The sequence below is a fragment of the Winogradskyella sp. PC-19 genome (assembly GCF_002163855.1).
In the GTDB taxonomy this organism is placed as follows: domain Bacteria; phylum Bacteroidota; class Bacteroidia; order Flavobacteriales; family Flavobacteriaceae; genus Winogradskyella.
Genome location: NZ_CP019332.1, coordinates 598,722 through 613,079 on the forward strand (window position 1 = coordinate 598,722; position 14,358 = coordinate 613,079).

Below are 14,358 nucleotides of genomic sequence, written 5' to 3' on the forward strand. Positions count from 1 at the left end.
AAAATTATCATTTTCTTAATGGAAATTGTTCTTTAAATATTCATCTTTGTAGTGGTTGAAAATTAAATACTGCATCTAAGTCAATATAATTAAATATATAGTAATGAAACGTCACAACTTTAGCGCAGGTCCTTGCGTACTTCCAAAATCAGTAATGAAACAAGCTTCAGAGGCTTTAATTGACTTTGACAACGGCTTATCCTTAATAGAGATTTCACATCGTAGCAAACCATTTGTAGATGTTATGGAGCAAGCGCGTTCATTAGCTTTAGAGTTATTAGGACTAGAAGGCAAAGGTTACAAAGCTTTATTTTTGCAAGGTGGTGCAAGTACACAGTTTTTGATGGTGGCTTTAAATCTTTTAGAAAAAAGAGCGGGTTACCTTAATACAGGTACATGGTCTGATAAAGCGATTAAAGAAGCAAAAATATATGATGATATCTACGAAGTAGGTTCTTCAAAATCTGCTGGTTTCAACTATATACCAAAAGGTTACGAAATTCCAGAAGATTACGATTATTTTCACTGTACTTCTAACAATACCATTTTTGGTACACAGATGAAACACTTTCCAGATTCGCCAATACCAATGGTTTGCGATATGAGTAGTGATATCTTTTCAAGAACTTTAGATTTTACAAAATTTGATTTAATCTACGCAGGTGCTCAGAAAAATATGGGACCAGCTGGTACGACTTTAGTTATCGTTAAAGAAGATATTTTAGGTAAAGTATCACGTAAGATACCATCAATGATGGATTACAAAATACATATTGGTAAAGGCAGTATGTTTAATACACCACCAGTATTTGCCGTGTACACATCAATGTTAACGATGCAATGGTTAAAAGATTTTGGAGGTATTAAAGCTATTGAAGAAGAAAACGAAAAGAAGGCACGTTTAATGTATTCTGAGATTGATTTAAATCCATTATTCAAAGGCTATTCGGTAAAAGAAGACCGTTCTAATATGAATGCAACTTTTACTCTAGAAAACGAAAATCTTAAAGAAACTTTTGAATCTATGGTTGATGAAGCTGGTATAAACGGCATCAATGGTCACAGAAGTGTTGGTGGTTATCGTGCATCAATGTATAATGCTTTGACTTTAGATAGTGTAAAAGTATTGGTCGAAGTTATGAGCGAATTAGAAAGCAAAGCTTAATAAAATATAAAAGGAAAATGAAAGTATTAGCAAACGACGGTGTTTCACAAAGCGGAATCGATGCTTTAGAAACTGCAGGTTTTGAAGTATCTACAACTACCGTTGCACAAGAGCAATTAGAAAACTACATCAACGATAAAGAGATTAGTGTACTTTTAGTTAGAAGTGCAACAACAGTTCGTAAAAATATAATTGACAACTGCCCTAGCCTAAAAATTATCGGTCGTGGTGGCGTTGGTATGGATAATATTGATGTTGATTATGCACGTAGTAAAGGATTGCATGTCATTAATACGCCTGCTGCATCTTCACATTCCGTTGCAGAATTGGTATTTGGACATTTTTATGGATTAGCCCGTTTTTTACATAACTCTAATCGTGATATGCCATTAGAAGGCGATTCTAACTTCAAAAAATTAAAAAAGGCATACGCCAAAGGTACTGAACTTAAAGGGAAAACTTTAGGTGTTTTGGGCTTTGGACGTATCGGACAAGCTACAGCGAAAGTTGCTATTGGTGCAGGTATGAAAGTCGTTGCATTTGACCCATTTATGGAAGCAGCTGATTTAGAACTTGATTTTTTTGATGGTCAGAAAGTGAATTTTAATATCAAAACAATTTCAAAAGAAGATGTTTTAAAACAAGCTGACTTTTTAACATTACACGTTCCAGCACAAAAGGACTATGTGATTGACGAAGCAGAATTCAAACAAATGAAAGATGGTGTTATCATAGCAAACGCTGCTCGTGGTGGTGTAGTCAATGAAGTTGCTTTAGTCAAAGCGATTGAAAGCGGAAAAGTAGCACGTGCTGCATTAGATGTTTTTGAAAAAGAGCCACAACCAGAAATGGGATTATTAATGAATCCTGCTTTATCCTTAACTCCACATACTGGTGCTGCTACTAATGAAGCGCAGGATAGAATCGGCACAGAGTTAGCCACACAAATTATAAGCATTTTAAAGTAAAACTTTCAAAATCGTATTTATATCAAAAGGTCTCGGCATAAGTTGAGACTTTTTTGTACATTGGAAATCAATTTTAAATTAAAATAATGGCAGGGATTTTAGACTTACTAAATAGCGACTTAGGAAAAACAATTATCAGTGGTGTTTCTGGTTCTACAAACACAGATCAAGGAAAAACAAGTAGCGTATTAACAATGGCGTTACCCGTTTTAATGAAAGCTATGGAACGTAATGCTTCAACTCCAGAAGGTGCAGAAGGACTTATGGGCGCATTAAATGGAAAACACGATGGTAGTATACTAGATAATCTTAGCGGACTATTTGGTGGTGGTGTTGATGACAATGTAAAAACTGATGGGTCTAAGATTTTAGGCCATATTTTAGGTCAAAAACAACAAGGTGTAGAACAAGTAATTGGTCAAAAGGCAGGTTTAGACTCAGGTTCTGTTGGCGAAATACTTAAGGTTGCAGCACCTATACTTATGGGTGTTCTAGGAAAACAAAAAAAGCAGAACAATGTAAGTTCTCAAAGTGACTTAGGTGGTCTATTAGGTGGATTACTTGGCGGTAGTGGTGCTAAACAAGAACAAAGCTTTTTAGAGCAAATACTAGATGCAGACGGTGATGGTAGTGTTGTAGATGATGTTGCTGGAATGGTATTAGGTGGTACTAAGAAAAAAGGCGGACTAGGCGGATTGCTTGGCGGTTTGTTTGGTAGATAACAAATCACCCATCTTATAAAATCAAGGCGTCTCGATAGAGTCGCTTTTTTTGTTACTCATTAAGAAGTAGCATTAACCAAACAAACGATTAGTGTCACTCATTTTACCTTTTAAAATTTTGGAAATGTTCAGTTATTTGAAGTGTTAAATCGAAACTAAAACTAATAAACAAATTCAATATTTAATACTTTTATATTATGAAACGAGCATGTTTAAAAATTTATCACCTAAGAAGAATGTCTAATAGCAAACAACATGTGACATATGAAAACAATAAATATGTACACATGAAAAACATTATTCCAATTCTACTGCTTTTATTCATGATGTCTAGTTGCAAAACAATAGACGGACCAAAACCAACTACAGACGAGCGAGAAAATGCTTTAGTAGAAAATGATACCGTTTATATCAATAGTGATGAAAACACCTATGAGATTATAATTATAGATCCTGGTTTTAACTCTTGGTTAATAACTACTGCTAGACCAAGACGTTATTATACTCAAGAATTTATGGAAGCTCGTAACCAAATCTACGTTACAAATTGGAATATTAGAGTTAATCAACCACAGCAATTTGACCCAAGTCTTTACGAGCTAAGAATTGATTATAGCCGTTTTGAGGATTATGGTTATGAAATCAACTACAAACTATACAACTACTTTATATACTTTCAGTTAAAATACAATCAAAAATTAGGGCCATTTGTTCCAAGAATTTAATTTAAATTTGTAGCGTTGAAAAACGCTATGGAAAAATTTAAAAAACACTGGGAAATAACCCAAAATTGGCAGCTTTTGTTTCCTTTTTTTGGAATTGTATCTCTTGGTTACAGCTCTTATAAAATTTCTAATGCTATTGTTAGCGGTTTTGGCACTAGTGCCATAATCCTGCTAACGATAGTTTTATTTTTTGTGTTATTAAAATTTATATTATTTCTATTTAAAAAATTAGAGAAAAAATGGATTTTGGATGCCAAATGGGAAATGATACGAGTATTCATAGTATTTGCAATTACCGGTAGCTCATCTATGTTTGTTAGCAGACCAATTATAAAATTTATAGGAATTACTAAAGAAAACCTAAACCCCTTTATTTATTGGGTTTTATTTATTATCATTGGGCTTATTTTTTATCAAATTTTATTAGTTACATTTGGATGGTTATTTGGGCAATTCAAATTCTTTTGGAACTTTGAAAAGAAAATGCTTAGACGCTTTGGATTAGGAAGATTTATAGGTTGAAAATTAATACAGAACATAACATCTTTAGGGTTATAGCATTAACGCTTGTTTTTGCTATACTAACACCTGCTATAGTTAAGTTTTCTCATGGGTTTCAAAATCACGAACATGAAGTCTGTTTTGGTGAGTCAACTTCCCACCTACATGAAATAGATATCGATTGTGATTTTTATAAATTTAAACTCAATACTTCATATTACTTCAATATTCCGCCTTTTGAAACAATTTCGAATGTTGAAGTTAAGACTCTAAACATATCTTATTATTTCTTTTTAAGAATACATCAGCAAAATTCTTCTTATTTACGTGGACCACCATCTTTGGTATAATTTCACAAACCCTATATTTTAAATAACTCTGTAAAAAATGACTAATTCATTGTCATGCTTTTATAATATTCATTATTAATAATGAAATACTATCTATTAGTAGTTTTTTCTGTATTTAGCTTTACAGGATTCTCACAACAATGTGACAATATCTTTTTAGGCGAATTGTCTGATTTTCATGACAAAACACCTATTTCAGGAGCGACTGTATTTATTCAGAATTTGAATAAATATGTTTCGTCAGATGTTGACGGCAAATTTAAGATTGAAAATCTTTGTGATGGCGAAATTACCTTAGTCATATCTCATATCAGTTGCGAAACAAAAACTGTAACGTTTTTAGTCAAAGGTGATACCTATAAGTCAATTGCACTAGAGCATCATATAGAAGCTTTAAATGAAGTATCTATTAAAGGAAATGCTTCAAAAAAGGAAACTTCAACTGGTCAAGAGACCGTTTTAAAATCCGCTGACTTAAAACGCTATACAAGTTTAAGCCTTGGTGATGCATTAAAGGAAGTACCTGGTGTTTCCTCTATTAATACTGGTAATTCTATTGTAAAGCCAATGATAAATGGTCTATACGGAAGCCGTTTGCTAATCATGAATAATAATGTAAGGCTGCAAGACCAAGAATGGGGAATCGAACATGCGCCTAATGTAGATATTAACTCGGCTGGTCAGATTTCAGTTATCAAAGGTTCTGGTGCTTTAGCTTATGGTGGTGATGCCGTTGGTGGCGTTGTAGTTATGAACCCGCGTCGTGTGCTATTAAAAGATACCTTATATGGAAAAACAACAGTTGGCGGACAAACTAATGGTAGAGGTTATAATATAAGTACTTCATTAAATAAAACCTTTGAATCTGGTTGGTTTGCTAATATTCAAGGTGCATTAAAACAAAATGGTGATTTTAATGCTCCTGATTATAATTTAACCAATACAGGACTAAAGTCTAATAGCTTTACACTTCAAGGTGGGAAAAGAACTTTTGAATCTGGTTTTGAACTGTTTTATAGCTATATCGATAATGAAATTGGCATCTTAAGAGCATCCCATATTGGTAGTATTTTTGATTTAGAGCGTGCTATTAATGCAGGGCAACCTCTTGTCGTAAATGATTTTAGTTATGATATTAATGTGCCAAAGCAAGAAGTAACACATCATCTTGCCAAAGCAAGTTATTATAAAAGATTTCAAAACTTCGGAAAAGTGAGTTTGCAATATGATTACCAAAACAATCAGCGTTTAGAATTTGATGTTAGAATTGGTGATAGAAGACTAATTCCTGCAGTTGATTTAAGGCTACAAACACATACTGTTACTGCGGACGTAAACTTAGATTCAAATTTAGACCGAAAAATTAATTTTGGAATCATGGGTCGTTTTCAAGATAACTTTGCAAACCCAGATACAGGAGTAAGACGCTTAATACCAGATTATGATAAATATGATTTTGGAGCTTACACTACAGCAGAATGGCAGTTAAATGATGATGTGATCATTGACGCAGGAGTTCGATATGATTTTAATAGAATTGATGCAAAAAAATTCTATTTAAAATCTCGATGGAATGAACGTGGATACAATGCAGATTTTTCAGATATCATAAAACAAGAGTTTGCTACACAATTTTTAACCAATCCTGTTTTTAATTACCATAATTTTTCTGCTTCTGCTGGGATAAAGTATAGTATTAATGAGAAGAATGAAGTCCTATTTAACTATAGTCTATCAAGTAGACCTCCAAATGTATCAGAGTTATTTAGCGATGGACTACACCACTCTGCTGCTAGGTTTGAAATAGGAGATTTAAGATTTAATCAAGAAATTTCAAACAGAATTTCGGCAACTTATCAGTATAGTTCATCAAAATTTAATTTTTTAGGGGAAGTATTTTATAATAGGGTTGCAAATTTTATGTATTTAAGACCATTTGACTTTATAAGTACTATTAGAGGTCCTTTTCCTTTGTGGGAATATCAACAAACAAATGCAGAACTTTTTGGTATTGATATAACTGCTAAATATGATATTTTAAATAGCATACAATTACTTAACAAAACCTCTTTTATTAGAGGTAATGATTTAGAGACCGGTTTAGCGCTAATAGATATACCTTCTTTTAATACTACAAATCAAATTACGTACAATAACGAAGATTGGTATAACTTCTCAGCAAGTCTAAAATCAGAATGGGTTTTTGAACAAAACGAATTTCCGGATTTTAATTTTGATGTAGAAAATCAACTTACTGGTGAAATGCTTACTATAGATATTAGTACGCCACCACCAGCTTATCATTTATTACATTTTTATAGTGAAGCTACTTTCTCTTTAAGTGAAAAAACCAATTTAAATGTAGCATTAGGAGTAAATAATATTTTTGATACTTCTTACAGAAATTATTTAAATCGCCTAAGATATTTTGCTGATGACTTAGGAAGAAATATAACATTACAATTACAACTTAATTATTAAAAAAATGAACACAAATAACTCAAACTTTAAAACAAAAATGAAAACCAATTTTTTAAATATTAATTCTATGAAAACAAGTAAATTATTTTTTGCAGCGATTTTTTGCCTAACGTTACTTACATCATGTTCTGATGACGATGATCCAGTAATCGTTAATGAAGAAGAGTTAATCACAGACGTGACGCTTACTTTTACTAATACTGGTAATGCAACGGATGTTGTTACAATGACAAGTGTTGCCCCAGATGGTCAAGATGGTACTTTTACCAACACTGTTGTAGGTAGTTTTACGTCTGGCGAAACTTATGCTTTAAGCTTAGCCATTACTAACGAAAGTGAATCTCCAGCTGATGATGTATTAAATGATGACATTATTCCTGAAGCAGATGAGCATTTCTTTGTATATGACGTTAACGGTGTAAATTTCACAATGTCTAGAGACGCAAGTGATGTAGATGGACCTAATGGTGATAAATTAGGAGTTAACACAACTTGGATTGCTGGTGCTGTTAGTAATGGAAGTGTAAATATTACTTTAGTACACGAACCTGTTACAACTGATGACTCTAATAATTTCGGAACTACAACTGGTGGTGAAGAAGATTTTAATATTACATTTTCTGGTGTATCAATAAACTAGATTAGACATAATATTTTTTACAAAGGCTACTTTAAAGTAGCCTTTTGTTTTTAAATGATATTTTTATAAAATATATATGATTACAAAAATGACTGAAATAGATTTTGCCCTAAGCCAAAATAGTGATACAGATAAAATTGAATTGGTTGGTACAGTTCTTTGGAATAAATCTCACGAAGCAGGTCATTTTACTAAATTATCTGAGGCCGAACAAACCTTCGTTTTTATTGATATTTTTGAAAGTGAAATCAATAGAAACGGTTTATTTGGATTTTTTTACAACACTTCAGGAGAATACGCACATGAGGTTTTACAGGCTTTTCAAAATGTAAAGGCAGAGAATTCTGCCGCTATTATAAATGATGCTATTCGTGTTTTTAAAGCACTCCCCATTTCAAAAGATATTTTGCAACGCAGACAACAAATTTCCAAGCTTAAACAAGAGGAATTAGAAGTTTGGTCAGAGCTAGAATTTCAATTAATAGAAAGTAAAGAAGATATCATTACGTTATTAATTAACTATATTGCGCTCCATAAAACAGATTTCGAATATTGATATATTTCTACATAACTGATTCTGTTATTTTTACATGTCCAAATTACCTAAAGAGTTCAAATTCGTAGACCTTTCTGACTACGGGAGACCAATCGCAAGAGTCATATCACAATCCCTTAAAAATACTAGATTTACACCAATTCATGTAACTATAGCTTTTATAGTATCAGGATTACTAGCTGTATTTTTCATACTTAAAGGCGCCTATTTTTTGGCTGCATTTTTTTTAATTTTAAAATCTATTTTAGATGCTGCTGATGGCGAATTAGCGCGTATTAAAAACACACCATCATACACAGGTCGTTATCTAGACTCGGTTGCAGATATAATACTTAATGCTATATTTTTATTAAGCATTTGGTATATATCGGAAGCCAGTATTTGGCTTACCATAATTGCGTTTTTAGGTATACAATTACAAGGTACTCTCTATAATTACTACTACGTAATTCTAAGAAACAGACATAATGGAGATACCACTAGCCGTGTTTTTGAAAATAAAACACCAAAGGCTTTACCGGGTGAAAGTCAAAAAAGTGTAACTATTTTATTCAAACTCTACAAAACCATGTATGGTAGTTTTGATAAAATTATTTATTGGTTAGACCATAAAGCTTCAGGTGGAAAAACATTACCTAGTTATTTAATGACTATACTATCCATATTTGGATTAGGGTTCCAGCTTCTAATGATTGCTATTTTCTTAGTAATAGGACTCAAAGATTATATCATTCCGTATTTTATAACGACTTCAATATTTATTTTTGGCTTTATAGCTATCCGAAAATCACTATAAACACTATACAATTTCAGTTTTATTTGTAGATTTTATGAGATAAGTATATACCCACATTATAGAAAATGTAGGAATAACATCTGTAAATGGTAATGCTTCTTCTAAAAAAGCAACGACACCAGCAATTTTTCCAGCTTTACCTTTATATAATTTTGTCATAATTAGCCCAGAAAGTGGCGCCCAAACAAAATCAAACGGCGGAAAAATGATTGAAACGTATCCTAATGCATCTAGCAAAAGACTTAAAAATAATTTAGGGTATTTATTCATGTAATTTTTATTAATAATAAAGCAATAAGTATTCCAAATTCTAAAGGCGCCAAATTGACAATTGTACTTTTTGATATTTAACTTTTAATTAAGAGCACTCACGCTAATGGCTTAGTAGATTTGCACCATCAAAATCACAAGTTATTATTTCAATAAAAAACATGTATCCAAAAGCGCTTTTTATAAGTTTCTTTTCCCTTTGTATCGCTACAATAAGCTTTGCTCAGACTAAAAAAGTACATAATATTGAAAGAACTAATAAATCACCCAAAATTGATGGTATTTTAGACGATACAGCTTGGCGATCTGCAGAGATAGCTACAGATTTTATATCATTTCAACCAGAAATAGGTTTAAAAGCACCAAATTCAGAACGTACCGAGGTCAAAATGACTTATGATGACCAAGCTATTTATGTATCTGCATATATGTACGATGACCCAAGTAAAATAATGAAGCAATTGACTAACAGAGATGATTTTGGTCAATCCGATTTTTTCCTATTAGTTCTAAATCCAAATAACGATGCTCAAAATGATATAACATTTTTTGTATTTGCCTCTGGTCAACAAGCCGATGCTATTGTAAATCCAACTATCGGAGAAGATTTTGGTTGGAATGCAGTTTGGCAAAGTGCAGTAAAGATTAATGATGACGGTTGGACTGTTGAAATGAAAATACCATATCGCGCTTTACGTTTTCCTGAGCAAGAGACACCAACTTGGGGAATCCAATACCACAGAGAAGTAAGACGGACACGAACACGTTTCACATGGAATCCTATCGACCCAACACAAGGAAATATAGGTCTATATCATGGTGAATTGAAAGGTTTAGATAATATTAAGCCACCTGTAAGATTAAACCTGTATCCTTTTATGACAGGTATTGCTAGTGAATTTGACGGAGAATCTGAAACTGATTTACGTTTTGGTCTAGACGTAAAATATGGTATTACAGACAACTTTACTTTAGATGCTACTTTAGTTCCTGACTTTAGTCAAGTTGGCTTTGATAATTTAGAATTAAACCTTGGTCCTTTTGAGCAAACTTTTAGAGAACAACGTCAATTTTTTACTGAAGGTGTAGATTTATTTAGTAAAGGAGGCTTATTCTTTTCAAGACGAATTGGTAGTGCCCCAATCGGAAATGTTGATTTAGCCGATGGTGAAAATCTAAACAGGCCAAATACAACTAAAGTTTTAAATGCTATAAAAGTCTCTGGACGAACTAAGAGTGGTTTAGGTATTGGAATTTTAAATGCCATTACCGAGAAAACAACAGCCACAGTTACCGACGATAACGATGTTGTATTACGCGACGAAGTTGTAGAACCACTCGCAAATTATAGCGTATTAGCTATAGACCAACAATACAATGGCAACTCATCCATTAGTTTAATCAATACTAATGTACTAAGAGAAGGAAGTTTTAGAGATGCTAATGCTACGGCTTTGGTAAGCAACTTTCAAAACAAAAGAAATACATTTAGAGTTGATACTGAGTTAAGAATGAGTTATGTCGATTTTCAGGGTGCTGAAGCTGAAACGGGTTTTAGCAGCTTTCTTTTTGTTGGAAAAACACACGGTAATTGGCGTTATAGCTTTGATCACAGGTTTGCTGATACTAAATACAATATTAATGACTTAGGATTAAACTTAAGAAACAATCTTAATAACTTTGGAGCAGATTGGTCTTATGAGATCTTTGAGCCTACAGAAAAATTAAATAGATACAGGATTAATGGTTTCATTAATTATGAACGTCTTGCTAGCCCAAATACATTTACTGGTTTAAGTATAGGTATCAATTATTTTGCTATTGCAAAAAGAACACTTGATGCTTATGGATTTAATTTTAGAATAAGACCCGGTAAGCAGTTTAATTATTTTGAGTCACGTGATGGTCGACCATTTATTTTTGAAAATTTCGCTCGTGTTGGTGGTTTTATTTCAACTAATTACGACCGTCCATTTGCATATGATATTAGAGCATCAGTAGGCGCTATTTTTGAAGATGGTCGTGATTTTACGTCTGTAAATCTCGAATTAGAACCAAGATATCGCTTTAACGATAAATTTCTTTTAATTTATAACGTTGAATACGATAAGCGTAAAGGAGAACGTGGTTTTGCTACTAGAGAAAATGACGAAACAATTTTTGGAGAACGCGATAGGCGTCGTGTTACTAATACAATAACAGCAAATTATACATTTAACCCATTACATACTGTCTCATTAAACTTAAGACATTATTGGGATACTGTTGATTATGACCAGGATTTATTTACTCTTTTAGATAATGGGCGATTGACAACAGCATCTGGTTATAATTTAGATAATATATCTAGTGACCCTAACGTGAATTTTAGCACGTGGAATGTAGATTTGAGTTATCAATGGCAATTTGCTCCAGGCAGTTTCTTAACAGCGTTATATCGTAATCAGTTATTCAACGTTAATGATGATGCTTTTGATACATTCTCAGGAAGCTTAAACAATCTTTTTGAGCAGCCTGCATTACATCAATTTTCCTTAAGACTACAGTACTTTATAGATTTTAATGGTATAAAATCTGTCTTCAAAAAAAATAATAGTAGTAGCTAATTGTGTAGCTAGACTTTAAATATTATTTTCACAGTCTATGACAGCTATCATTTCAGCAAAAAAAATATTTAAAGCATACAAGAATTTACAAGTCCTAAAAGGTGTAAACATTTCTATCAATGAAAGTGAAATTATTTCTATAGTAGGAAGTTCTGGTGCTGGAAAAACTACCCTACTTCAAATATTAGGAACTTTAGATAAACCAGATTATAAAGACGAAACACAACTTGTAATTAATGGCACTGCTATTAATCAACTAAACGATAAAGCTTTAGCAAAATTCAGAAATACTAATATTGGTTTTATATTTCAGTTTCACCAGTTGTTACCAGAATTTACAGCATTAGAAAATGTTTGTATCCCTGCTTTTATCAATAAAACACCAAAAGCCGAAGCTGAGAAACGTGCAAAAGAACTACTCTCCTATTTAGGATTATCAGAACGTATACATCATAAACCAAACGCCATGTCTGGAGGAGAACAACAACGTGTTGCTGTTGCACGTGCATTGATAAACAACCCGAAAATTATCTTTGCAGATGAACCTTCGGGTAATTTAGATAGCGAATCTGCTGAGCAGCTTCATAGTTTATTTTTTAAACTTAGAGATGAGTTTAAACAAACGTTTGTCATTGTGACTCATAACCAAGAATTAGCCAATATGGCTGATAGAAAATTGACTATGGTTGATGGGAATATAACTGACTAATCATTCTTTTTTGTTGCTGAAAAAACACCGTTTGGCTGAATAAATTTCACAGTAGTAATTTTACCTTCAGACTCAACAAATTCAACTTTATAGCCATCTAAAATTTTAAGATTGAATTTATGTTCTGCAGTTGGAACTAACTCGTATTCAGGTTGTCCTTTTAAGAAAGCATAAAGTACATTTTCATCTTTAATATAAAACTTAACTTCTTGTCCGACTAAATCATAACTACCAACATATTGTTTTAAAGTTTCTGCATCTACTACAATTGTATTTGGAGTTCTCTTAAAAACTATAGCATCTGTAGCTGGTTCAATCGATGTGGTTAAAGATTCTATGTCTCCTGATTCATTAGTTTTAAAATTAATTTTTAGTGAACTACCAATTTCTGTAGAATCTACTTTACCGTCACTGTAATCAATTAATTCAAAAGTATCATAATGAAAATGGTTTATAAAAATCTTATTTTCATTCAATGTTGTCATTAAGGAGTCATTTTCAACTATAATTTCAAACTTACCATAACCTTCATTTTCATAAAAACCGGTATAATCTAGTTTTGCGTGAGATGGACGTGTGTTTTTTACATTAGACATTTCTTTGTCTTCCATTACTTTGTCTTGAGCTTCCAGAGCTTTTTCAAGGTCTTCTTTATGCTTTTTTGCCCATTCAGTTTTTTCAACTTTAAGCATATGATCTGCCACTGTATTTCTAACCAAACGTGGTACAGCCGAGCCATTTTGGTTAGCCAGAACTACTACACCTATGTTATCTGATGGATAAAAGCCAACACTAGCTGAAAAACCATCGATATTCCCACCATGTTCTACCATGTAATGGCCTTTATAAGAATGTAAAAACCAACCGTAGCCATAATTTGCGAAATGAACACCAGGCAACTCTTCACTAGGATTTCCGCCTGCTACAACTGCTTGAGAACTCATAGCTTCTTTAATATAGTTTTCAGGAATAATTTGTTTATCATTAAATTTTCCGTTATTAATCCAAATAATTAACCACTGACTCATATCATTTACACTACTATTAATGCTTCCTGCTGGTGACATACCAGCAATATCATAGTAGTCCATTTTTTCAATATTTCTATCCGTATCCAAAGTATAACCAAACGCCTTATTAGTACTCTCTTTCATACCGCTTATCATTGTTTTTGAACGATTCATTCCAAGTGGCTTAAAGAATTTTTCTTCGATATTTTCTTCCCAAGTTTTACCAGTCAATTTTTCTGTTATAACACCTTGCAGCAAAAATCCGAAGTTATTGTAATACCATTTTTGTCTTAATCCGGTAAATGGTTCGTGGTATTTTAAGCGTTTAGTCAAACTATCCTTATCATGACTTGGGAAAAAATACCACGCACCGTCATGTCTTGGTAATCCTGTAGTATGGCGCATTAAATCTTTAATTATAATGCCATTATTCATTTCGTCATTATAAAATTCTAATCCTTGAATATATTTTCTTGGGCTATCATTAAAGGACAGCTTATCGTCTTCTCTAAGTAGACCTAATAAAGATGAAGTAAACGCTTTTGTAGAAGAACCAATTGCAAACAATGTATTTGCGTCAGCAGCAACTTTATTTTCGTAATCGGCATAACCAAAACCTTTCGCATAAATGATTTTATCTCCTTCGACAATTGCTACTGCAAAACCTGGCGCTTTTGTACTTTCTAATATAGAATTAAATTGCTTTTCAATACCTTTTAAGCGTTTGTCAACTTGCGCATAAGAATATATAGTGACGAGTAGAAGTAAAACTGAAAGAATACGGATTTTCATGAGGATTGGTTTTTATTTACATTAATTGAGTTGTATAAATTAGTGTATTAAAACCAAAAAATGTTAC

General features: G+C 32.5%; 14 protein-coding genes. 12 read left to right on the forward strand and 2 right to left on the reverse strand.

Translation table 11 applies throughout. From position 1 onward, the window contains the following. The first annotated feature begins 103 nt into the window (after positions 1 to 103). The 10 genes from serC (at position 104) to BTO05_RS02835 (ending at position 8,904) form a co-directional block, all read left to right on the forward strand. Positions 104 to 1,165 (forward strand): 3-phosphoserine/phosphohydroxythreonine transaminase, encoded by a 1,062-nt coding sequence (serC, locus tag BTO05_RS02790; RefSeq protein WP_087491197.1) that lies wholly within the window; start codon positions 104 to 106, stop codon positions 1,163 to 1,165. A 17-nt stretch (positions 1,166 to 1,182) separates the two neighbouring features. Beyond that, a complete protein-coding gene (locus BTO05_RS02795; RefSeq protein WP_087491198.1) occupies positions 1,183 to 2,133 on the forward strand; it encodes a D-2-hydroxyacid dehydrogenase in 951 nt (316 codons plus the stop codon). A gap of 86 nt (positions 2,134 to 2,219) precedes the next feature. Then, the gene (locus BTO05_RS02800; RefSeq protein ID WP_087491199.1) at positions 2,220 to 2,855 is read left to right on the forward strand and encodes a DUF937 domain-containing protein; all 636 of its coding nucleotides are present in this window, start codon (positions 2,220 to 2,222) and stop codon (positions 2,853 to 2,855) included. Positions 2,856 to 3,142: 287 nt separating this feature from the next. After that, positions 3,143 to 3,580, forward strand: a complete 438-nt coding sequence (locus tag BTO05_RS02805; protein ID WP_087493269.1) for a DUF6146 family protein — start codon at positions 3,143 to 3,145, stop codon at positions 3,578 to 3,580. A 27-nt stretch (positions 3,581 to 3,607) separates the two neighbouring features. Continuing rightward, complete coding sequence (locus BTO05_RS02810; RefSeq protein WP_087491200.1) at positions 3,608 to 4,102, forward strand: DUF6787 family protein; 495 nt, start codon at positions 3,608 to 3,610, stop codon at positions 4,100 to 4,102. Continuing rightward, entirely contained in the window at positions 4,099 to 4,431 is a 333-nt protein-coding gene (locus tag BTO05_RS02815; RefSeq protein WP_087491201.1) for a hypothetical protein, read from the forward strand. The genes BTO05_RS02810 and BTO05_RS02815 overlap by 4 nt, the downstream gene beginning before the upstream one ends. Before the next feature lie 81 nt (positions 4,432 to 4,512). Beyond that, on the forward strand, positions 4,513 to 6,912 hold the full coding sequence (locus BTO05_RS02820; protein ID WP_087491202.1) for a TonB-dependent receptor: 2,400 nt from the start codon (positions 4,513 to 4,515) through the stop codon (positions 6,910 to 6,912). A 67-nt stretch (positions 6,913 to 6,979) separates the two neighbouring features. Next, positions 6,980 to 7,552 (forward strand): type 1 periplasmic binding fold superfamily protein, encoded by a 573-nt coding sequence (locus BTO05_RS02825; RefSeq protein WP_157662518.1) that lies wholly within the window; start codon positions 6,980 to 6,982, stop codon positions 7,550 to 7,552. A 76-nt stretch (positions 7,553 to 7,628) separates the two neighbouring features. Next, on the forward strand, positions 7,629 to 8,108 hold the full coding sequence (locus BTO05_RS02830; protein ID WP_087491204.1) for a DUF4375 domain-containing protein: 480 nt from the start codon (positions 7,629 to 7,631) through the stop codon (positions 8,106 to 8,108). Positions 8,109 to 8,142: 34 nt separating this feature from the next. Continuing rightward, positions 8,143 to 8,904 carry a CDP-alcohol phosphatidyltransferase family protein gene (locus BTO05_RS02835; RefSeq protein WP_087491205.1) on the forward strand — a complete coding sequence of 254 codons (762 nt, stop codon included), beginning with the start codon at positions 8,143 to 8,145 and terminating at the stop codon, positions 8,902 to 8,904. Positions 8,905 to 8,907: 3 nt separating this feature from the next. Here BTO05_RS02835 and BTO05_RS02840 read toward each other — a convergent pair whose 3' ends face one another. Then, on the reverse strand, positions 8,908 to 9,174 hold the full coding sequence (locus BTO05_RS02840; protein WP_087491206.1) for a hypothetical protein: 267 nt from the start codon (positions 9,172 to 9,174) through the stop codon (positions 8,908 to 8,910). 161 nt (positions 9,175 to 9,335) lie between these two features. Between BTO05_RS02840 and BTO05_RS02845 the strand changes: the two genes are divergently transcribed. Together BTO05_RS02845 and BTO05_RS02850 are read left to right on the forward strand one after the other, a co-directional pair. Further along, the gene (locus tag BTO05_RS02845; protein WP_087491207.1) at positions 9,336 to 11,780 is read left to right on the forward strand and encodes a DUF5916 domain-containing protein; all 2,445 of its coding nucleotides are present in this window, start codon (positions 9,336 to 9,338) and stop codon (positions 11,778 to 11,780) included. Positions 11,781 to 11,826: 46 nt separating this feature from the next. Next, the gene (locus tag BTO05_RS02850) at positions 11,827 to 12,489 is read left to right on the forward strand and encodes an ABC transporter ATP-binding protein (protein WP_087493270.1); all 663 of its coding nucleotides are present in this window, start codon (positions 11,827 to 11,829) and stop codon (positions 12,487 to 12,489) included. Here BTO05_RS02850 and BTO05_RS02855 read toward each other — a convergent pair. Then, positions 12,486 to 14,291, reverse strand: a complete 1,806-nt coding sequence (locus BTO05_RS02855) for a serine hydrolase (protein ID WP_087491208.1) — start codon at positions 14,289 to 14,291, stop codon at positions 12,486 to 12,488. The genes BTO05_RS02850 and BTO05_RS02855 overlap by 4 nt on opposite strands. Positions 14,292 to 14,358: the final 67 nt, after the last annotated feature.

What these genes read in the sequence shown, in the direction of transcription:
- serC (WP_087491197.1), top strand. Translation starts at nt 104, where the DNA reads ATGAAACGTCACAACTTTAGCGCAGGTCCTTGCGTACTTCCAAAATCA.
- BTO05_RS02795 (WP_087491198.1), top strand. Translation starts at nt 1,183, where the DNA reads ATGAAAGTATTAGCAAACGACGGTGTTTCACAAAGCGGAATCGATGCT.
- BTO05_RS02800 (WP_087491199.1), top strand. Translation starts at nt 2,220, where the DNA reads ATGGCAGGGATTTTAGACTTACTAAATAGCGACTTAGGAAAAACAATT.
- BTO05_RS02805 (WP_087493269.1), top strand. Translation starts at nt 3,143, where the DNA reads ATGAAAAACATTATTCCAATTCTACTGCTTTTATTCATGATGTCTAGT.
- BTO05_RS02810 (WP_087491200.1), top strand. Translation starts at nt 3,608, where the DNA reads ATGGAAAAATTTAAAAAACACTGGGAAATAACCCAAAATTGGCAGCTT.
- BTO05_RS02820 (WP_087491202.1), top strand. Translation starts at nt 4,513, where the DNA reads ATGAAATACTATCTATTAGTAGTTTTTTCTGTATTTAGCTTTACAGGA.
- BTO05_RS02825 (WP_157662518.1), top strand. Translation starts at nt 6,980, where the DNA reads ATGAAAACAAGTAAATTATTTTTTGCAGCGATTTTTTGCCTAACGTTA.
- BTO05_RS02830 (WP_087491204.1), top strand. Translation starts at nt 7,629, where the DNA reads ATGATTACAAAAATGACTGAAATAGATTTTGCCCTAAGCCAAAATAGT.
- BTO05_RS02835 (WP_087491205.1), top strand. Translation starts at nt 8,143, where the DNA reads ATGTCCAAATTACCTAAAGAGTTCAAATTCGTAGACCTTTCTGACTAC.
- BTO05_RS02840 (WP_087491206.1), bottom strand. Translation starts at nt 9,174, where the DNA reads ATGAATAAATACCCTAAATTATTTTTAAGTCTTTTGCTAGATGCATTA.
- BTO05_RS02845 (WP_087491207.1), top strand. Translation starts at nt 9,336, where the DNA reads ATGTATCCAAAAGCGCTTTTTATAAGTTTCTTTTCCCTTTGTATCGCT.
- BTO05_RS02855 (WP_087491208.1), bottom strand. Translation starts at nt 14,291, where the DNA reads ATGAAAATCCGTATTCTTTCAGTTTTACTTCTACTCGTCACTATATAT.